General features: G+C 68.3%; 20 protein-coding genes and 1 pseudogene. 10 read left to right on the top strand and 11 right to left on the bottom strand.

The window, feature by feature from the left end:
* Nucleotides 1-7: 7 nt before the first annotated feature.
* The 11 genes from HHL11_RS34025 to HHL11_RS33975 form a co-directional block, all read right to left on the bottom strand.
* Nucleotides 8-967 (bottom strand): Bug family tripartite tricarboxylate transporter substrate binding protein, encoded by a 960-nt coding sequence (locus HHL11_RS34025; protein ID WP_169423078.1) that lies wholly within the window; start codon nt 965-967, stop codon nt 8-10.
* Between the two features lie 31 nt (nt 968-998).
* Nucleotides 999-1,826, bottom strand: coding sequence for a phytanoyl-CoA dioxygenase family protein (locus tag HHL11_RS34020; RefSeq protein ID WP_169423077.1), 828 nt, complete (start codon nt 1,824-1,826; stop codon nt 999-1,001).
* On the bottom strand, nt 1,823-2,608 hold the full coding sequence (locus tag HHL11_RS34015; protein WP_169423076.1) for an aspartate/glutamate racemase family protein: 786 nt from the start codon (nt 2,606-2,608) through the stop codon (nt 1,823-1,825). The genes HHL11_RS34020 and HHL11_RS34015 overlap by 4 nt, the downstream gene beginning before the upstream one ends.
* Nucleotides 2,601-3,281: a cysteine hydrolase family protein gene (locus HHL11_RS34010; RefSeq protein ID WP_169423075.1), complete on the bottom strand. Its 681-nt coding sequence runs from the start codon at nt 3,279-3,281 to the stop codon at nt 2,601-2,603. Before HHL11_RS34010 ends, HHL11_RS34015 begins: the two co-directional genes overlap by 8 nt.
* Complete coding sequence (locus tag HHL11_RS34005) at nt 3,278-4,162, bottom strand: polysaccharide deacetylase family protein (protein WP_169423074.1); 885 nt, start codon at nt 4,160-4,162, stop codon at nt 3,278-3,280. Before HHL11_RS34005 ends, HHL11_RS34010 begins: the two co-directional genes overlap by 4 nt.
* A complete protein-coding gene (locus HHL11_RS34000) occupies nt 4,159-4,716 on the bottom strand; it encodes a nuclear transport factor 2 family protein (protein ID WP_169423073.1) in 558 nt (185 codons plus the stop codon). Before HHL11_RS34000 ends, HHL11_RS34005 begins: the two co-directional genes overlap by 4 nt.
* Nucleotides 4,717-4,723: 7 nt before the next feature.
* Complete coding sequence (locus tag HHL11_RS33995) at nt 4,724-5,656, bottom strand: polysaccharide deacetylase family protein (protein WP_169423072.1); 933 nt, start codon at nt 5,654-5,656, stop codon at nt 4,724-4,726.
* A complete protein-coding gene (locus HHL11_RS33990) occupies nt 5,653-6,567 on the bottom strand; it encodes a polysaccharide deacetylase family protein (protein WP_169423071.1) in 915 nt (304 codons plus the stop codon). The genes HHL11_RS33995 and HHL11_RS33990 overlap by 4 nt, the downstream gene beginning before the upstream one ends.
* Nucleotides 6,564-7,259, bottom strand: a complete 696-nt coding sequence (locus tag HHL11_RS33985) for an isochorismatase family protein (protein ID WP_169423070.1) — start codon at nt 7,257-7,259, stop codon at nt 6,564-6,566. The genes HHL11_RS33990 and HHL11_RS33985 overlap by 4 nt, the downstream gene beginning before the upstream one ends.
* A gap of 121 nt (nt 7,260-7,380) precedes the next feature.
* Entirely contained in the window at nt 7,381-8,727 is a 1,347-nt protein-coding gene (locus HHL11_RS33980; RefSeq protein WP_169423069.1) for an MmgE/PrpD family protein, read from the bottom strand.
* Nucleotides 8,728-8,744: 17 nt separating this feature from the next.
* On the bottom strand, nt 8,745-9,611 hold the full coding sequence (locus tag HHL11_RS33975; protein ID WP_169423068.1) for a polysaccharide deacetylase family protein: 867 nt from the start codon (nt 9,609-9,611) through the stop codon (nt 8,745-8,747).
* Nucleotides 9,612-9,732: 121 nt separating this feature from the next.
* Between HHL11_RS33975 and HHL11_RS33970 the strand changes: the two genes are divergently transcribed.
* The 10 genes and pseudogenes from HHL11_RS33970 to HHL11_RS33925 form a co-directional block, all read left to right on the top strand.
* Complete coding sequence (locus tag HHL11_RS33970; protein ID WP_169423067.1) at nt 9,733-10,950, top strand: ABC transporter substrate-binding protein; 1,218 nt, start codon at nt 9,733-9,735, stop codon at nt 10,948-10,950.
* Nucleotides 10,951-11,027: 77 nt separating this feature from the next.
* Nucleotides 11,028-11,897: a branched-chain amino acid ABC transporter permease gene (locus HHL11_RS33965; protein WP_240980553.1), complete on the top strand. Its 870-nt coding sequence runs from the start codon at nt 11,028-11,030 to the stop codon at nt 11,895-11,897.
* Nucleotides 11,894-12,871: a branched-chain amino acid ABC transporter permease gene (locus tag HHL11_RS33960; protein ID WP_169423066.1), complete on the top strand. Its 978-nt coding sequence runs from the start codon at nt 11,894-11,896 to the stop codon at nt 12,869-12,871. The genes HHL11_RS33965 and HHL11_RS33960 overlap by 4 nt, the downstream gene beginning before the upstream one ends.
* On the top strand, nt 12,868-13,614 hold the full coding sequence (locus tag HHL11_RS33955; RefSeq protein ID WP_205964831.1) for an ABC transporter ATP-binding protein: 747 nt from the start codon (nt 12,868-12,870) through the stop codon (nt 13,612-13,614). Before HHL11_RS33960 ends, HHL11_RS33955 begins: the two co-directional genes overlap by 4 nt.
* Complete coding sequence (locus HHL11_RS33950; protein ID WP_169423065.1) at nt 13,607-14,308, top strand: ABC transporter ATP-binding protein; 702 nt, start codon at nt 13,607-13,609, stop codon at nt 14,306-14,308. The genes HHL11_RS33955 and HHL11_RS33950 overlap by 8 nt, the downstream gene beginning before the upstream one ends.
* Nucleotides 14,309-14,311: 3 nt before the next feature.
* Entirely contained in the window at nt 14,312-15,091 is a 780-nt protein-coding gene (locus tag HHL11_RS33945) for an SDR family NAD(P)-dependent oxidoreductase (protein ID WP_169423064.1), read from the top strand.
* The gene (locus HHL11_RS33940; protein WP_169423063.1) at nt 15,088-15,408 is read left to right on the top strand and encodes a DUF4387 family protein; all 321 of its coding nucleotides are present in this window, start codon (nt 15,088-15,090) and stop codon (nt 15,406-15,408) included. Before HHL11_RS33945 ends, HHL11_RS33940 begins: the two co-directional genes overlap by 4 nt.
* Nucleotides 15,405-16,808 carry an acyclic terpene utilization AtuA family protein gene (locus HHL11_RS33935; RefSeq protein ID WP_169423062.1) on the top strand — a complete coding sequence of 468 codons (1,404 nt, stop codon included), beginning with the start codon at nt 15,405-15,407 and terminating at the stop codon, nt 16,806-16,808. The genes HHL11_RS33940 and HHL11_RS33935 overlap by 4 nt, the downstream gene beginning before the upstream one ends.
* A complete protein-coding gene (locus tag HHL11_RS33930) occupies nt 16,809-17,597 on the top strand; it encodes a GntR family transcriptional regulator (RefSeq protein WP_205964830.1) in 789 nt (262 codons plus the stop codon).
* An 11-nt stretch (nt 17,598-17,608) separates the two neighbouring features.
* Nucleotides 17,609-17,957, top strand: a pseudogene (locus HHL11_RS33925) (3-isopropylmalate dehydratase); the annotation flags it as partial.

Here is a 17,957-nt window from a genome sequence, read left to right as displayed (position 1 = left end):
TCCGGGATTACTGCAGGTTCGTGTTGGCCACCGCGCGGTGCCACAGGGCCATGTCGTCCTTGACCTTCTTGCCGAACTCCGCCGGGGTGCTGGGCGCGACGTCGAGGCCGGCATCCAGCATCAGCTTCTTGACGTCGGGCGCGGCGAGGGCTTCGACGAGCGCGGCGTGCAGCTTGTTGATGACGGCCGGCGGCGTGTTGGCGGGCGCCATCAGGCCGTACCAGAAGTTGAAGTCGAAGCCGGGGTAGGACTCGGCGACGGCGGGCACGTCCGGCAGGATGGCCGAGCGCTTCTCGGTGCTGACGGCGATGGCCTTCAGCTTGTGCGCCTGGATCAGCGGCAGCGCGCCGCCCAGGTTGACGAAGGCCGCCTGGATCTGGCCGCCGATGATGTCGGTCTGGATCTGCGCCGAGCCGCGATAGGGCACGTGCACCATCTTCACGCCGGCCTGCTTGGCCAGCGTGGCGCCGGCGATGTGGGTGCTGCTCCCGATACCGACCGAGCCGTAGCTGATCTTGTCCGGGTTCTTGCGCGCGTACTCGATGAACTCCTTCAGGTTGTTGGCCGGGAAGTTCTCGCCCACCACCAGCACGCCGGAGGCCGACACGATCTGGCCGATCGGCTGGAAGTCCTTCAGGCTGTCATAGGGCGGCTTGTCCGGCAGCGAGGGGCTGATGGCGATCGGGCCCACGTTGGCGAACAACAGCGTGTAGCCGTCGGCCTTGGCGCGCGCCACCGAGGCCGCGCCGATCGCGCCGTTGGCGCCGCTGCGGTTCTCGAGGATGAAGGTCTGGCCGAACTTCGTCGTGAACTTGTCGATGATGGGCCGGATGATGGCGTCCGACGGGCCACCCGGTGCCCAGGTGTTGACGACGGTGACGACCCGGTCCGGGTAGTCGGCGAGCGCGGCGCCGGCCGCCAGGGCGGAAAAGAGGAGGGCGGCGATCCGGGGAAGAAGTGGCTTCATGATGTCTTGCGAGGAGAGGGAAGAGAGAGGTTCAGGCGGCGGCGCCGGCGAAACCCGCGTCCTGCAGGGCGCGGAACAGGGCCAGGGCTTCCTTGTGCCTGCGGCGGTCTTCTTCGGACAGCGCGCTGGCCAGCCGGCCTTCCGGCAGGAAATTTCCGTGGTCGCGGCCACGCACGCACAGCGCTGAGGGCTTCACCGCGCCGACCGGCCGCACGTGCGCCGGGATGTAGCTGATGGCGTAGCCGAGGCGGCGGTCGTCGCTGTCGTTGCTGCCGGACGCGTGCACGAGGTCGGTGTGGTGCAGCGACATCTGCCCTGTCTTCAGCGGCATGAAGGTGCCGGTCTCGTGGTCGAAGCGGTCGCTGATGCCCTGGCCGCGCTTGATCATGTTCAGCGGGTCGGGCTTGTCGTCGTGCTCGAAGGCGCCCCAGCGATGGCTGCCGGGCAGCACGCGCATGCAGCCGGCCTGAACGCTGGCTTCCGACAGCGCCACCCAGGCCGTCACGTGCTCGTGCGGGTCCAGGTAGAAGTAGGGGCTGTCCTGGTGCCAGCGCACGTAGGCGGAGGTGTGCGCTTCTTTCAGGAACAGCGTGGAGTGGTAGACCAGGATGTCGGGGCCGATCAGGTCTTCGACGGCGTCGAGGATCTTCGGGTGGTGCACCAGCTGGTCGGCCCAGTCGAACAGCAGGTAGGACTTGGACTTTTCCGGGAAGTCGATGGGCGCGCCGCGCCCGCGCTCCCAGGCTTCCAGGTCGCCGCGGAAGGCGCGCACTTCTTCCGGTGTCAGCACGTCGACCGGCGTGACGAAGCCGTCGCGGGCGTAGCCTTGCACCTGTTCCTGGGACAACAGCTGGCTCATGACTTGCTCGCTTTCTCGCCGGCATCGAACATCGCTTGCAGCATGTCCAGGCGGGGATGCATGGGGCGCGGGTAGCCCACGCGGCTGTGGGTGAGGCCCAGGGCCAAAGCGGACTCGGCCAGCTTGTAGCTGAGGGGTCCGGGGTTGATCACGGGCACCGGCAGCCGCTTGCTCAGGTAAGCGTGCGACTGGTGCATGGTGGTGGAGCCGAGGATCAGCACCTCGGCGCCGTCTTCCTCGATCGCCTTGCGGCCCGCGGCTTCCAGCAGCGGGAAGACTTCTTCCTCCTTGCCGGAGAGCAGCCCCTGGTTGTCCGGCGGCATCTCGATGGCGCGCACGGAGGCGCATTTGTGGTGCAGGCCCAGTTCGTCCAGCGCCTTCTTGTACAGCGGCTTCCAGCGGCTGGCCATGGTGAGGATGGAGAAGCGGTCGCCCAGGGTCAGCGCCATCAGCATCGAGGCCTTGCCCGGCCCGAACACCGGGATATCCAGCACCGAGCGCAGCGCGGCGACGCCCGAGTCGCTCATGGTGTCGATGCAGACGGCGTCGTAGCCTTCGTCCTGGGCGCGGCAGCCGGCCTCGAAGTTGGCGACGTCGGCCAACGCGAAGTCGTGGTGGCTGGCGTAGTTGAGCGGGCCCGCGCGCACGGCGCGGTACTCGAAGCGGATGTCGTCGCCGAACTGCAGCCCCTGCAGCTGTTGCTGGCGCAGCAGCAGGTTGTCCTGCGACATCGCGAAGGGCACGACGACGAGGACCCGCCTGGGCTTGGTCGCCTCAGGCATGCGCCTTCTCCAGTTCGCCCACGCTTTCCTGGGTGCTGCGCACGCGGCCGAACAGGCGCTGGAAGTTGCGCATGGTGACGTTGTGCAGGTCTTCGTGCGTGGTGCCGCAGGCGTCTTCGACCAGCGTGACCAGGTAGCCGCGGTCGGCCGCCTCGCGCGCGGTGGTCTCGACACACATGTTGGTGGACACGCCGCACAGGTACAACTGCTCGCAGCTCAAGGCCCGCAGCAGGCTGTCGATGTTGGTCGACGCGAAGGCGCCGATGGTGGTCTTGCGCAGCACGTGCTCGCCGGGCAGCGGCTTCAGCGGCTCGACGATCTCGTGCTCGCGGCTGCCCAGGAAGTTGCTGGTGCCGACGAACAGCTTGCGCATGTGGGGCGGCGCGTCGCTGGCGTCCGGCAGCGCGGCGCCGATGGTCACGTGCAGCACCGGGCGGCCGAGGCGGCGGAAGTGTTCGCGCAGCTTCAGCGCGTTGGGCACCACGAAGCGCTCGATGCGGTCGAAGCGGTAGTCGGCAGCGCTGGAGCCCTCGGCCTTCAGCTTGCAGCCCAGCGCGCCGTCGCGCGAGCCGGTGGCGTGCTGCATGTCGATGATGACGAGCGCGGCCCGCTCCGCCTGGATGGGACGCTCGGCCATGTAGGCGCGGATGTAGTCGGAGGAAGCCTGGCTCATGGGTTGTCCTGGTGGGAAGTCTGTTGGGCCTGCCAGCACTCGACGATCTCGGCGCCCCGGGCGCACCAGACGCCGGGGTGGCGGAGGATGTATTCGAGCGCGCCGGCGAGGTGCTCGCTGCGGTGTGGCTGGCCCATGATGAATGGGTGGACCGCAATGTTCATGACGCGGCCGCCCTCGGCGTACAGCGTGTCGAACTCGTCGCGGATCTTCTGCGCGAAGGCCTCGCCTTCCATGCCGCGGCGCCAGCAGATGCTGTCGTTGATCTCCATGCTGTAGGGCAGGGAGACCAGCGAGCCGCTGCGGACCTTCACGGGCGTGGGCTGGTCGTCGTGGTACAGGTCGCAGAGATAGGCGATGCCGGCCTCGGCGACGAGGTCGGGCGTGTTCAGCGTGTTGGACGCTGCCGGCGAGAACCAGCCCTGCAGTTCGCTGCCGGCGATGCGGCGGTGGATTTCCTGGCACTGGGCGATGGCCGCGCGCTCCTCGTCCTCGGAGTAGTTCCAGTGGTAGCGCGTGTTGTAGAGGCCGTGCGACATCAGCTCCCAGCGGCGCGAGAGCATCGCCTCGGCGACCTGCGGGTACATTTCCAGCACCGACAGCGACAGCGAGACGGTGCAGGGCAGCGAGAAGCGGTCGAACACCTCCATCAGGCGCCAGACGCCGACACGGTTGCCGTAGTCGCGCAGCCCGTAGTTGAGGATGTCCGGGTGTGGCATGCGCGGCCACGGGTCGCGCACGCGCACTTCGGCGGGCTGGTACTCGTAGTGCTCGATGTTCGGCGCCACCCACAGCGCCAGGCGCGCGCCGTTTGGCCACTGCATCGGCGGGCGGTCCGGCATCGCCGAATAGGCGACGCGCTCGTGCATTGCGACGTTCATGCCGGCCTGGCCTCGGCCAGGTCGTTCCAGACGTCCTGGCGCCTGAGCTTGCCATCGGCGACTTCGAAGCGGTCGATGAAGCGGATGCCTTGGAACACCTGGCCATCGGGCCAGGTGCCGCGCAAGGTGCCGGAGCAGTAGACGACGGTGACGCCGTCGCCCCAGCTCTCGTCGAAACGCTCGTAGTCCTTGGCGACGCTGCGATAGCGGCCGCGCGCCCATTCGACCAATTGCTCCAGCTGCGTCATGTGGGCGCCGCCAGGGAACACCATCTCGAAGCCGGGTGCGAGGCAGTCACGCGCAGCCGCGAGATCACGGTCCTGCATGCGTCCCAGGAAATCGCGCACGACCTTCGATGCCTCCGGCAGGGAGGGCCCGCCGCCGGAGAACACGCGGCTGTCGCGCATGTAGGTGCTGGCGTGCTCGACGAAAACCGTCGTTCCGGCCGCGGGCGCCGCGATGACGGAGCGAGTTGCCAGCGCCACCCGCTGCACCAGGCGCCCCTCGGTTTCGGAGCCGTAGCCTGGCAGCAGCGTGATGGAGACGACTGGCATCGCGCGTTCAGCCTTGCCGTGACTTCCAGGCGTCGAGGATCTGGCTGCCGGTGGCGGCCCACACGCCGCTGTGCTGCATGATGTGCTGCAGCGCCTGCTCCAGCGCGCCGATGCGGTAGGGCTGGCCGATGATCCAGGGGTGCAGCGAGATCGCCATCACGCGCCCGTTGCCGGGGCTGGACTCGCGGTACAGCAGGTCGAACTGGTCGATCAGCGCATCGCGGAAGTCGTCCTCGGTATGGTGGTTCTGCACGAGGATGGTGTAGTCGTCGATGTCCACCGGGTGCGGCATCGCCACCAGTTCGCCGGCGCGGGTGCGCATGGCGTAAGGCATATCGTCGTTGACCCAGTCGCAGACGTAGTCCACACCGGCTTCACGCAGCAGGTCCGGCGTGGCGAAGGACTCGGACTTGGCGGGCGACAGCCAGCCGCGCACCTTGCCGCCGGTGGCTTCGCGCAGGATGCGCAGCGAAGTCTCCACCAGCGCGCGCTCCTGGTCCTCAGCCAGTCCACCGTAGTGCAGGTGGTCCATGTCGAGGCCGTTGGCGATGATTTCCCAGCCGCGCTCCACGCAGGCTTTCACCAGCGAGGGATAGCGCACCGCGACGGCGGCGTTCACTGCGACGCTCGCCGGAACGGCATGGCGCTGCAGCGCCTCCATCACGCGGAAGATGCCCACGCGGTTGCCGTAGTCGCGCAGCGTGTAGTGGCGCAGGTCCGGATACGAAGTCTGCATCGCGCCCGGCGGCTTGAAGGGTTGGCCCTTCATGTCCAGCGGGAACCACTCCAACGCTGGCACCACCCACAGCGCGATGCGCGCATCGTTGGGCCAGGCGACCGGCTTGCGGGCCGGCAGCGGCGACCAGTCGTAGCGCTCGTGGTCCATGCCATAGCGGCGCTGCGCATACTGCAGGTAGCTATCGGGAAGGCTCGTGCTCATGGTGCTTCCCCCACGGCTTGCGCGGCGGCCGCGAAGGCGTCGTGGTAGTTCTCGTTGAAGTACTGGGCGATCTCGCGGCCGGTGGCCAGCCAGACCTTCTCGTGGCCCGTGATGTAGGACAGCGCTTCCTCGAAGGCGGCCAGGCGATAGGGCTGGCCCACGAGGTACGGGTGCAGCGGGATGCACATGACCGTGCCCGAGCGCTCGCCTTCGGCGTACAGCCGGTCGAACTGGCGCTTGAGGATGTCGGCGTAGCGGCGCGGCGAGACGAGGTTGACGTTGTAGACGATCACGTCGTTCATCTCGAGCGAATAGGGGATGCTGGTGAGCTTGCCCTGCTTCACCTTCACCGGCCCCGGCTGGTCGTCGTGGAACAGGTCGCACACGTAGGTGAGGCCCATCTCGGCGACCAGGTCCATCGTGCGGTCCGTGTAGGTGAGCGCCGGAGCCAGCCAGCCATCGAGCTTCTGGCCGGTGTGCTTCCTGATCGTGTCGATCGAATCCTGGATGACCGCGCGCTCCTGCTCCTCGGTCATGTTCATCAGGTAGCGCGTGTTGTAGGTGCCGTGCGAGTAGAACTCCCAGCCTTCCTTGGCGCAGGCGGCGATCACCTCCGGGTGGTGCTCGCACATGGCCACGTTCAGCGACACGCTGCCGCGCATGTTGCAGCGCTTCATGGTCTCCAGCATGCGCCAGAAGCCGGCGCGGTTGCCGTAGTCTCGGTAGGAGTAGTTCAGCACGTCGGGCGCCGGGCGCGCCCAGGCGGCGCGCGAGGGGTTGCGCGGCGGGTCGAGCTCGTAGAACTCGATGTTGGGCGCCACCCAGAAGGCGACGCGCGCGCCGTTCGGCCAGCGGATGACGGGGCGCTTGTCGTACGGCAGGTAGTCGTAGAAGCCGGGATCGCGCTTCACCGCGAGCCTCCTGGCGGCGTGGCGCGCGCGGGCAGGGCGCGCAGCTGCGCCAGGGTCTCTTCGGCGGAGATGACGTCGGCGTACTTCAACGCCATGTCGTACAGGTTGGCGAAGTGCGGGCTCTCGTGCTTGTCGGCCGTGCACTCCTCCGGGACGATGGTGCGGTAGCTGCGTTGCAGGCTGTCGACCACCGTGGCGCGCACGCAGCCCGAGGTGGAGCCGCCGGTGACGACCACCGTGTCCACGCCGTGGAAATTGAAGATGGAACCCAGGTTGGTCTCGAAGAAGGCCGAGGCCATGCGCTTGTTGACGATGATGTCGCGCACCTTGTCGATCTGCAGGCGGTCGTCGAACTCGGAGCGGCGGCTGCCCACCTTGATGTTCTGCAGCGAATCGGGCGTGTTGGTGCGCGTGCCCCAGATGCCGCAGTCCTCGCCCGACTCCATGTAGGCCACATAGGTCCAGATCACCGGAAAGCCCTTGGCGCGAAATTCGGCTGCGAGCTGGTTCACGTAGTCCAGCTGCTTGGGGTCGGTTTCGTAGGCGGTGGCGAACTCGCCCACGCAGGTGTAGGCCTTCTGCAGGTCCACGTTGATGAGGGCCGGCACGCGGCCCATGCCGAAGCGCTTGCGGGTCGGATTGGCCTTGACTTCGGCATAGAGCTGCCGGGCGGACTTGTCGGATGTTTGCATGTGTGAACCTTCTGGCTTCCGGGTGGCGCCACCGCGACGCGAATGGTGCACCCGATCATTTGTACTGTCAATAGAACATTTAGGCCCAGGGCGCTCCCGCCTTCGGTGCGCCGGGCGCCCGTCAGCGGGCCGGTGCCTGGCGCAGGAGCAGGAACCATGCCTCCATCGAAACCTGGCCCGCGCACAGGGCGTGGGTCGCATCCAGCACTTCGTGGCAATGCGCCGCCGGCCAGGCGCGCTGCGTCAGCTCCAGGAACTTCGCCTCGAGCTCGGCGGGCGTGTAGGGCGCCGCGTCGTCGCCGCGGTTGACGCCGGCCTCGCCCACCCAGCGGCGGCCGCCGCGATCCAGGATGGTGATGCGCGCCGGCCGCTCGTGCGGCAGGCGCTTCGTCATCGCGGGGTCCTCGGTGATGCTCACCTTGCGCGCGAGGGCCTGCACCTCTTCGTTGCGCACCGCGTCCCAGGTGAAGCTGGCCAGGCCGCTGGAGCCGTGCACCAGCCGCGTGGCCACGGCGAACGGCACCGAGAACTTGGCGGCCAGCGTGTTGCGCGGTGCGGTGTCGTCCAGTTCGGCGGCCAGCGAATAGCTGACGACCTCGATGCGCTCGATGTCCTGCGGCGCCGGCAGGCCTTCGCGGGACTGCAGTGCGTCGAGGGCGTCCAGGGTGCCGTGGTTGTAGCGGCAGCAGGAATGCAGCTTGAAGTAGTTGTGCGCCAGGTGCCAGTCGGTCCCCAGGCCGTCCATCAGCTTGCCGGTGTCGAAGCTTTCCGAGACGATCGCGCCGAACAGCGAGCGCAGGCCGTCGCGCTCGCCGGTGAAGCCGCAGCCGGCCAGCTGCGCGGCCAGGTAGCCGTTCTGGTTGCTGAGGCCGGCGTACACGTTGCGCACCAGGCCGCCTTCGAGCATGGTCCGCTTCGAGGTGGCGATGGTCATCGAGGACGCCACGTTCAGCGTCTCGCGCATGGCGGCGGCGTCGCGCCCCAGCAGGCGGGCGCAGGCAGCGGCGGCGCCGACCGTGCCCCAGGTGCCGTGCGGATGCATGGAGCCGCGCAACTGCGAGGCGGCGCCCAGGCGCGAGCCGACCTCGTAGCCGGCGACCAGCGCGCTCAGGAAGCTCTGGGTGTCGCTGCGCCTTTCCTGCGCCAGCGCCAGGATGGACGGCAGGACGTGTACTGCGGGGTGGCCGCGAGCGAAGCGGTTGCCTTCGTCCATCTCGAGGAAGGTGCCGGCGGTGCCGTTGACCAGTGCGGCCAGCACCGGCTGCGTCTGCTGACCGAGCCCGACAAGCGTCGCCGGGCCGGAGGGCTGCAGAGCGGCCCAGCTGCGCAGCTCGGGCTCCGCGGCGCCGGCCACGATGGCGGCAAGGGTGTCCGCCAGGATCCAGCCGGCGTGCTTGCGCACCGTGGCGGGGAGTTCGTCGAAGGAGAGTCCCGCGGCAAACGCGCTGAAGGAATCGAGATAGTCCAAGGTCCTGCCTTTCTCTGCTATTCAATGGCGGCGGCGATCTCGCCCGGCGCAGCCCAGCGCACGTCCGGGCGCGAACGCAGCGCGAGCAGCAGCTCGCGCAAGGGGCCGATGCGGCTGGACATGCCGCTGACCCAGGGGTGCAGCGCCAGGCCGAAGACCGCGCCGCGGTGGTGTTGCCCGCATTCGGCGCGCAGGCGGTCGAAGGCCTGCAGCGCGACGTCCGCATGGGCGCGCGGTGTGAGGTTGCGCAGCCACTGGCATTGCACGTCGTCCCACTCCGCGGAAAGGGGCAGGGCGACCAGCGGCGGCGTCATGCGGTAGGGCTGGTCGTCGTTGCTCCAGTCGAGCGTGTAGCGCACGCCGGCTTCGGCGAGCAGCTCGAAGGTCTCGGGCGTCGTGCCCCAGTCCTGGCTGAGCCAGCCGGTGGGCCGCTGGCCGGTATGGGCTTCCAGCGTGTCCAGCGCCTGGACGATGTGGGCCTGCTGCTCGGCGCGCGTCATCCGCGAATTCATCATCACGTTCGCGCTCAGCCCATGGCCTATCCACTCGCAGCCCCAGGCGTTGAGTTCGGCGACGAGCTGCGGCAGCCTTTCGACGGCGCGCGCGTTGGCTGCAATGGCCGGGCGCAGGCCGGCCTCGCGCAGCGCCTGCAGCACGCGGAACACGCCGATGCGCAGGCCGTACTCGCGCTGGGTCCAGCTGCGGTAGTCCGGGGTGAAGCTGCCGAATTCGCCGACGAAGCGCGGGTCGCGCACGGCGCCTTCCGGCTGCAGCGCCTCCCAGTGCTCCAGGCACACCACGGCGCATGCCGACAGGCCCTCGGCAAGAGTTGCCGGGGCGGCGCGCGATGGCAGCGCCGAATAGGGATAGAGCGAATGGTCCATGCTGCGACAGCTGGCGCGTTTCTCGCTATTGACACACCGCGCCGGCTGATACACAGTCTAGCAATTGTTCTATGAAGAGAACAATCCCTTTTAACCCTGCCCACTTCACAAGAGGTAGCCGATGACAAGCAACTCCCGTGTCTCCCGCCGACTCGTTCTCCAGGCTGGTGCGGCCAGCACCATCCTGGGTGCACCGGGCCTGCTGCTCGCCCAGCCCAAGGCCGTCAAGATCGGCCTGGTGCACCCGGTGAGCGGTGCGCTCGCCTATAGCGGTTCGCAAAGCCGTTTCGGCGCGCAGTTCGCCATCGACGAGATCAACGCCGCCGGCGGCATCAAGTCGATGGGCGGGGCCAAGCTGGAAGCCGCGCTCGGCGATTCGCAGAGCCGGCCGGAAGTGGGCGTTGCGGAAGTCGAGCGGCTGCACCAGGAAGGTGTGTCTGCCTACGTGGGCTGCTTCTCCAGCGCCATCGCGCTGCCGGCCACGCAGGCCGCGGCCAAGTACAACACGCCCTTCATGATCGACGTCGGCGTGTCCGACGCCATCGTGAGCCGCGGCCTGAAGAACGTGTTCCGCCTGGCGCCCGGCAACGGCAAGTGCGTGGACGACGCCTTCGCCGGCCTGTCGGATGTGAACAAGGCGGCCGGGGGCCCGGCCAAGACCGCGGTCATCGTGCACGAGGACTCGGAGTTCGGCACCAGCACGGCCAAGCTGCTGGCGGGCAAGCTGTCCGGCATCGGGCTGGAAGTGAAGGAAGTGCTGAAGCACGCCACGCCGACGCGCGATTTCTCCAACCTGGTGCTGCGCATCAAGTCGCTCAAGCCCGACCTGGTGATCATCAGCAACTACCAGAACGAGTACGTGCTGCTCGCCCGCACGCTGTACCAGCAGAAGGCCGAAGTCGCCGGCATCTTCTCGGTGCTGGGCGGCGGCTTCAACTACCGCCTGGTCAAGGAGCAGCCTGAAGTCGCGCAGTACATGATGGACTTCAACCACTGGTACAACCCCAAGAACGCCAAGGCGCAGGCGATGCGCAAGGCGGTGGAGGCCAAGGGCAACCTGTTCACCTTCGAGGTGTACTGCAGCTACAACTCGGTCAAGTGCTACGCCGACGCGCTGGAGCGCGCCAAGACCGACGAGCGCGCCGCCGCCATCGCGGCGCTCGAGGCCAGCACCTGGTTCCCGGAAGTCATGCCCTACGGCCCGACCAAGTTCGTCAACGGCCAGAACACCGGCGGCCGCGCGGTGCTGCTGCAGGCCACCAAGACCGACATCGGCGTGGTGTGGCCCAACGAGTTCGCGGAAGCCAAGCCGGTCTTCCCGCGCCCGAAGGTCAGCTGATTCCCCAGGGCCCTGCGTCCCATTGCGCCGGACCCCGCACGGGGCCGGCGCCGCAACTCTCCTCTTCCGAGCGCCTCTTGGACCCTTCCATTCTTTTCGCCGCCACCATCAACGGGCTGCTGATCGGGGGTATCTACACCCTCGTCGCCTCCGGCCTGACCCTGATCTACGGCGTGCTGCACATCATCAACTTCGCGCACGGCAGCATGCTGATGCTCGCGATGTTCGGCGTGTACTACCTGCTCACCAAGCTGGGCGTCGACCCGTACCTGTCGCTGGTGGTCATGGTGCCTGCCATGTACCTGCTGGGGTACTTCCTCTACAAGGGGGTGATCGGCCGCCTCTCGAACGGCAAGGACGAAAACATCCTGCTGATCACGCTGGGCCTGTCGATCGTCATCGAGAACGTCGCGCTGATGATCTTCAAGGGCGACACGCGCACCATCACGGTGGCGTACTCCGACAAGATGGTGGAACTGGGCTCCACCCTGGTGCCGCTGCCCAAGCTGATCTCCTTCATCGCCGCCATGGTGCTGTGCGCCGTGCTGGGCCTGCTGATCCGCCACACCGACACCGGCAAGGCGATCCGTGCCGTGGCCCGTGAGCGCGTCGGCGCGCGCCTGGTCGGCATCGACGTCGACCGCGTCTTCGCCGTCGCCTACGGCATCGGCCTGGCCACGCTGGGCGCGGCGGCCTGCCTGCTGATGCCGATCTTCTACGTGTCGCCGAGCACCGGCAACGTCTTCATCATCGTCGCCTTCACCGTCGTGGTACTGGGCGGCATGGGCAGCTTCCTGGGAGCCGTGGTCGGCGGCTTGATCGTCGGGCTCACCGAATCCTTCGGCGGCCTGTTCCTCGGCGAGAGCCTGGGGCAGATCGGCATCTCGCTGATCTTCATCCTGATCCTGCTGTTCCGGCCTTCCGGCCTGTTCGGAGCCAGGCGATGAACGCGCTGAGCCGTCGCCAGGTCTGGCTGCTGCACGGGGGGCTGCTGCTGGTCGGCATCGTCTTCCCGCTCGTCTTCCGTTCGTCCTTCATGGTCAACTTCGGTTTCCTGGCGCTGTTCTATGCCTTCATCGGGCAGTCGTGGAACATCGCCGGCGGCTTCGCCGGCCAGCTGTCCTTCGGGCACGTGGTGTTCTTCGGCGCCGGCGCCTATGCGTCGACCATCCTGCAGATGCGCTTCGGCTTCAACCCGTGGTGGGGCCTGCCCGCCAGCGCGCTGGCCGGCGCCGTCGTCGGCTGGGTCGTGGCCTTCCTGTCCTTCCGGGCGGGGCTGAAGGGTTCGTACTTCGCGCTGATCACGCTGGCCTTCGCGGAGGTGCTGCGCATCGTCGCCAATTCGGTGGGCATCACCGGCGGCGGCCTCGGCATGCTGATCCCGGGCAAGGCCAGCGCCGCCAACTTCCAGTTCCCCGAGCGCATCGGCTTCTACTACGTGATGCTCGCCTTGACGGCGGGCTCGATCGCCATCGCGGTGTGGCTGAAGCATTCGCGCTTCGGCGCGCAACTGGCGGCGATCCGCGAGAACGAGGATGCCGCGCGGGCCCTGGGCATCAACGCCTTCCGCGAGAAGATCAAGGTGCTGATGCTGTCCGGCGCCATCGGTGGCGTGGGCGGCTGCATGTTCGCGCAGTACTACCTGTACATCGACCCGACCATCGTGTTCGGCATCGACAAGTCCATCGAGATGCTGCTGGTCAGCATGATCGGCGGCGCCGGCACCGTGTTCGGACCGCTGATCGGCTCGCTGCTGCTGGCCGTGGTCAGCGACGTCACGCGCGCGCTGGTCAACGTGCAGGGCCTGTCGCTGGTGCTGTACGGCGCGCTGCTGATCGTCATCATCGCCTTCCTGCCCAATGGGCTGGTCGACCTGTTCCGCCGCCGGGCTCGTCGCGGCACTCCCAAGGGAGGCGCATGATGTTGAAAGTCGAGGGACTCACCAAGATCTTCGGCGGCCTGCGCGCCGTCGACAACGCGTCGCTCGAGGTCGGCGAAGGCCGCATCGTGGCGCTGATCGGCCCCAACGGCGCCGGCAAGACCACGCTGTTCGCATCGATCGCGGGCTTCCACCCCATCGACGCCGGCCGCGTCACCTTCGCCGGCCAGGACATCACCGGCTGGCCGGTGCACCGCATCGCCCGCGCCGGCATGGTGCGCACCTTCCAGATCACGCAGCCGTTCGCGAAGCTGAGCGTGCACGAGAACATCGCCGTGGGCGCCTACCAGAAGTACCCGCAGCGCGCGCAGGCGTGGGAGCACGCGCGCGCCATCGCGCAGCAGGTGGGCATGGCCAACCTGCTGGACCAGCCGGCCGCGGACCTGACGGTCGCCGGCCGCAAGCGCCTGGAGCTCGCCCGCACCTTGGCCACGGGGCCGAAGCTGCTGCTGCTGGACGAAGTGATGGCGGGCCTGAACCCGTCGGAGATCGTCGAGATCATCGGCATCATCCGCAAGATCCGCGACAGCGGCGTCACGGTGCTGCTGATCGAACACGTGATGCAGGCCGTGATGAATCTCTCGGATTTCATCTACGTGCTCTCGTACGGAAAGATCATCGCCGAGGGCGCGCCGCGCGACGTGGTGAGCAACCCCGCGGTGATCGAGGCCTACCTGGGCCAGGGCGCCGCGGACCGCATCGCGACGGAGGCTTCGCATGCTTGAGATCCGAGCGCTGCGCGCCGGCTACGGCAGGGTCGAGATCCTGCGTGGCATCGACCTGGAAGTGCGCACCGGCGAGATCGTCGCCGTCCTGGGCAGCAACGGCGTGGGCAAGTCCACGCTGAACAACAACATCTCGGGCCTGTACCGGCCCTTCGGCGGTTCGATCCGGTTCAAGGGCGAGGAACTCGCCGGGCGCAAGTCGACCGACATCGTCAAGATGGGCGTGATCCACGTGCCCGAGGGCCGGCGCATCTTCCCCAACATGTCGGTGCGCGAGAACCTGGAGCTGGGTTCCATCGCGCGCGGCACGGCGCGGCGCAAGGCCAACCTGGAACGCGTCGTGGGCATCTTCCCGCGGCTGCAGGAGCGTTTCACGCAACACGCCGGCACCTTGTCCGGCGGCGAGCAGCAGATGCTGGCCATCGGCCGCGGCCTGATGTCCGAGCCGGAGCTGCTGATCATGGACGAGCCTTCGCTCGGCCTGTCGCCGCGTCTGGTCGATGAAATGTTCGGGCTGGTCCGCCAGCTCAACGCCGCGGGCCAGTCCATCCTGCTGATGGAGCAGAACGCAGTGCAGACGCTGGCCATCGCGCACCGCGCCTACGTCATCGAAAACGGCATGGTCGCGATGCAGGGCAACGCGGCGGACCTGATGAACGATCCCGCACTCCGCAAGAATTACCTGGGCCTGTGAAGAATGAGTGCTGTACCGAACTCCGCGGCGCCAGCGCCTGAACTGGCGGCCCGCCGCATCCTCGTCACCGGCGCCGGGTCCGGCATCGGCCTGGCCACCGCGCAGGTCCTGCAAGGGCAGGGAGCGCGCGTCGCGGCTGTGGTGCAGGACGAGAAGCAGGCCGCCAGCGTGCGCGAGCAACTGCCTGGCGCCGCCGTGCTGGTGCAGGACCTGTTGGACGACGTTGGCGCCGCCGCGCTGCCGGAACAGGCGGCGCGCGCCCTCGGTGGGGCGCTGCACGGGCTGGCCGCCTGCGCCGGCGTCTTCTACAAGAAGGGCTCGGACGACACCTCGCTGGACGAGTGGCGCCACACCCTGCAGCTGAATCTGACGGCGGCCTTCGTGCTGGTGCGTGCCAGCATCGCCCACATGCGTGAGGCAAGCGTGCACGACGGCAGCGTGGTCGTGATCAGCAGCCAGATCGGCGAAGTGGGACACGCGCGTGGCGCGGCCTATGCTGCTTCGAAAGCCGGCATCAATGGCATGGTGAAGTCGCTCGCGCTGGAATGGGCCGGTGAAGGCCTGCGGCTGAACGCGGTGGGGCCCGGCCCGATCGACACGCCGATGGTGGCGGCCGCCAAGGCGGACCCGAACACGCTGGCGGCGATGCAAGCGAGCATTCCGCTGGGCCGCCTGGGCCAGCCGCGCGAAATCGGCGAGCTGGTGAGCTTCCTGCTGTCGCCGCGCGCCTCCTTCATCACCGGCCAGCTCATTTGCGCCGACGGCGGCTTCACCGCGCGATGACCCAACGAGACCCGGTGCGCCTGCGGGAGCTTGCGCACATCGTGCGCAGCAAGAATGCCGGTCCCACCATGCTGACCCTGGACGTGTTCTTCAACGACGCGGCGGCGTACGAGCGTGCGGCCGGCAGCGCGGCGCTGGCGTCCGGCGCGGTGGCGGCGCTGTACGAGGTGGCGCCCGGGGCAGTGCAGCGCTACCTGCTGCCGCAATTACACGCGATCAAGTTCTCCATGCCGCGCAAGCTGTGTGCGGGCACGCCCGGCGACGGCGACCTGTACGGCGCGCAGCAGCACGGGCCGCTGCTGGAGGTGTTGCTGTGAACGCGGCGCGTCGCCTGCTGCAAGGCCACCGGCCCGGCGACGGCCCGCTGCGCGTGCTGTCCGCCTCCGGCCAGCTGGGCTACGGCATTCCCGAGGCGGCGTTCGCACGCGGCATGGCGCGCAAGCCGCACTTCATCGGCGCCGACATGGGCTCGATCGATCCCGGGCCTTACTACCTGGGTTCCGGCGAGATGGCCGCGCCCGAGGCCATGGTGCGGCGTGACTTGACGCTCGTGCTGCGGGCCGCACTGGACGCCGGCATCCCGCTGGTGATCGGCAGCGCCGGCACAGCGGGCGCGCGGCCACAACTCGAAAGTGTCACCGCGCTGCTGCACGAGATCGCGCGCGAGCAGGGCTGGTCGTTCCGGCTCGCCACCATCGCCAGCGACGTCCCGGCGGACCTCGTGGTCCAGGCGCGGCAGCAAGGCCGCCTGGCTGCCATCGGGCCGATGCCTGAGCCTTCGGACGATGACATCCGCGCCTGCAGCCACATCGTGGGGCAGTGCGGCACCGAGACCTTCGCCCGTGCGTTCGAAACGGATCCGGATGTCATCCTGGCGGGCCGCGCCTGCGACACCGCCATCTTCGCGGCCTTGCCGGAGCTGCTCGGCTACCCGGCCGGGCTCGCGCTGCACATGGCCAAGATCATCGAATGTACTTCGCTGTGTTGCCGCCCCGGCGGCCGCGACGCGATGCTGGCCGAACTGGACCTGAAAGGCTTCACGCTGGAAAGCATGAACCCGGACAGCCATGCCACGCCCGCTTCGGTGGCGGCACATGCGCTCTACGAGCAGGCCGATCCCTTCCTGGTGGACGAGCCCGGTGGGACGCTGTACCTGGCGGACGCCCGCTACGAGGCGCTCGACAACCATCGCACGCGAGTGAGCGGCGCGCGCTTCGAGCCGCGCGCCCAGCCCACGCTGAAGATCGAGGGTGCGCGCCGGCTCGGTGCTCGCGCCGTGTTGATCGCTGGCATCGCCGACCCGACGCTGCTGCAGGTCCTGGACAGCGTGCTGGAAGCCGTGACGGCGAAGGTGCGCGCGCTGGTGCCGGGTGATTGGCAGCCCGTGCCGCACGTCTACGGGTGCGGGGCCGTGCGGCCGCTGCCTGCCGCGCAGCGCGCCACGCACGAGGCTGGCCTGGTGCTGGAATTCATCGCGCCCGATGCGTTGCTGGCCCGCACCGCGGCCGCCGTCTACAAGCAGAACCTGCTGCACCACGGTTATCCTGGGCGGGTGTCCACGGCCGGGAACCTGGCGTTTCCGTTCACGCCCGGCGAGCTGGACGCCAACGAAGCGTACGGCTTCGTGCTGTACCACGTCATGGCCGGCGCGCCGCTGACGGACATCTTCCGCGTCGAAGCCCACGCAGTGGGCGGGCGCGCCGCCGAGGGAAACTGAATGGCCGCATCGCTGCCACTGTCGAAATACCACCAGATCTACCTGGTCCTGCTGGAGCAGCTGCAAGAGGGCAAGTTCGCGGACGGCCTGCCGGGCGAGCTGGAACTGGCCCGCCATTTCGGCGTGGCGCGCATCACCGTGCGCCGGGCCCTGGAGCAGCTGGCCAACGAGAAGCTGATCGTGCGCGAGGTGGGCCGCGGCACGCGGCCGGCGCCGCGCCTGGAGCAGGCGAACCGCGGGCGCAAGGCGGCTTCGAAGGGCTCGGCGCCGCAGCTGAAGGGCCTGATGGAAAACATCGTCAGCCTCAGCCGCAAGACCATCGTCAAGGTGATCGAGTGGCGGACGATCCCCGCCAACCACGAACTGGCTGACGCGCTGCAGCTGGCCGAAGGCGACAAGGTGCGCAAGGCCGTGCGCCGCCGCAGCACCAGCGCCGGGCCCATGTCGCACATCACCACCTGGGTGCCCGAGCAGCTGGTGCACGACGTCGAGCGCAGCGACCTCACGAACAAGCCGATCCTGGAGCTGATGCAGGAGTCCGGCGTGGAGCTCGGGCGCGCCATCCAGACGGTGTCGGCGCGCCAGGCCGACGCCAAGGTGGCGAGCGAGCTGCAGGTGCCCGTGGGCTCGGCGCTGCTGTGGGTGCGGCGCCTGGTGTACGACATCAACGACCGGCCGGTGCAGCTGCTGCACGGCCTGTACCGCCCCGACCGCTACGAATACCGCATGGAGCTTTCGCAGGTCGGCGGCGTGGAGGCCCGCATCGTGGCCAAGGAAATCCTGTCCTGAGGGAGGAAGGCATGCATGCCTCGCAAGGGCCGGCGCAAACGCTGGCCCAGAAACTCATTGCCCGCGCCAGTGGCCGCAGCCACGTGGCCCCCGGCGAAATCGTCAGCTCCAAGGTCGACCTGGCGATGTTCCACGACTCCTCCGGGCCGCGGCGGCTGAAGCCGATGCTGGAGGAGCTGGGCGCGCAGATCTGGGACAAGGACCGCATCGTGCTGGTCATGGACCACTACGTGCCCGAGCAGGACGACGATTCGCGCAAGATCGTGCGCATCGCGCGCGACTGGGCCGCGGAGCAGAAGCTGCCCCACGTCTACGACAGCATCGGCATCTGCCACGTGGTGCTGCCGCAGAAGGGGCATA

The organism is Ramlibacter agri, assembly GCF_012927085.1.
Taxonomy (GTDB): domain Bacteria; phylum Pseudomonadota; class Gammaproteobacteria; order Burkholderiales; family Burkholderiaceae_C; genus Ramlibacter; species Ramlibacter agri.
The sequence above is the reverse complement of the archived record's forward strand: the minus strand, read 5'-3'. Positions and strand labels throughout refer to the sequence as shown.

Excerpts from the sequence above, each read along its gene's own strand:
- HHL11_RS33955 (WP_205964831.1), top strand. The coding sequence starts at position 12,868 with ATGATGTTGAAAGTCGAGGGACTCACCAAGATCTTCGGCGGCCTGCGC.
- HHL11_RS33970 (WP_169423067.1), top strand. The coding sequence starts at position 9,733 with ATGACAAGCAACTCCCGTGTCTCCCGCCGACTCGTTCTCCAGGCTGGT.
- HHL11_RS34025 (WP_169423078.1), bottom strand. The coding sequence starts at position 967 with ATGAAGCCACTTCTTCCCCGGATCGCCGCCCTCCTCTTTTCCGCCCTG.
- HHL11_RS34005 (WP_169423074.1), bottom strand. The coding sequence starts at position 4,162 with ATGAACGTCGCAATGCACGAGCGCGTCGCCTATTCGGCGATGCCGGAC.
- HHL11_RS33975 (WP_169423068.1), bottom strand. The coding sequence starts at position 9,611 with ATGGACCATTCGCTCTATCCCTATTCGGCGCTGCCATCGCGCGCCGCC.
- HHL11_RS34020 (WP_169423077.1), bottom strand. The coding sequence starts at position 1,826 with ATGAGCCAGCTGTTGTCCCAGGAACAGGTGCAAGGCTACGCCCGCGAC.
- HHL11_RS33985 (WP_169423070.1), bottom strand. The coding sequence starts at position 7,259 with ATGCAAACATCCGACAAGTCCGCCCGGCAGCTCTATGCCGAAGTCAAG.
- HHL11_RS33940 (WP_169423063.1), top strand. The coding sequence starts at position 15,088 with ATGACCCAACGAGACCCGGTGCGCCTGCGGGAGCTTGCGCACATCGTG.
- HHL11_RS34000 (WP_169423073.1), bottom strand. The coding sequence starts at position 4,716 with ATGCCAGTCGTCTCCATCACGCTGCTGCCAGGCTACGGCTCCGAAACC.
- HHL11_RS33960 (WP_169423066.1), top strand. The coding sequence starts at position 11,894 with ATGAACGCGCTGAGCCGTCGCCAGGTCTGGCTGCTGCACGGGGGGCTG.
- HHL11_RS33945 (WP_169423064.1), top strand. The coding sequence starts at position 14,312 with ATGAGTGCTGTACCGAACTCCGCGGCGCCAGCGCCTGAACTGGCGGCC.
- HHL11_RS33995 (WP_169423072.1), bottom strand. The coding sequence starts at position 5,656 with ATGAGCACGAGCCTTCCCGATAGCTACCTGCAGTATGCGCAGCGCCGC.
- HHL11_RS34010 (WP_169423075.1), bottom strand. The coding sequence starts at position 3,281 with ATGAGCCAGGCTTCCTCCGACTACATCCGCGCCTACATGGCCGAGCGT.
- HHL11_RS33930 (WP_205964830.1), top strand. The coding sequence starts at position 16,809 with ATGGCCGCATCGCTGCCACTGTCGAAATACCACCAGATCTACCTGGTC.
- HHL11_RS33950 (WP_169423065.1), top strand. The coding sequence starts at position 13,607 with ATGCTTGAGATCCGAGCGCTGCGCGCCGGCTACGGCAGGGTCGAGATC.
- HHL11_RS34015 (WP_169423076.1), bottom strand. The coding sequence starts at position 2,608 with ATGCCTGAGGCGACCAAGCCCAGGCGGGTCCTCGTCGTCGTGCCCTTC.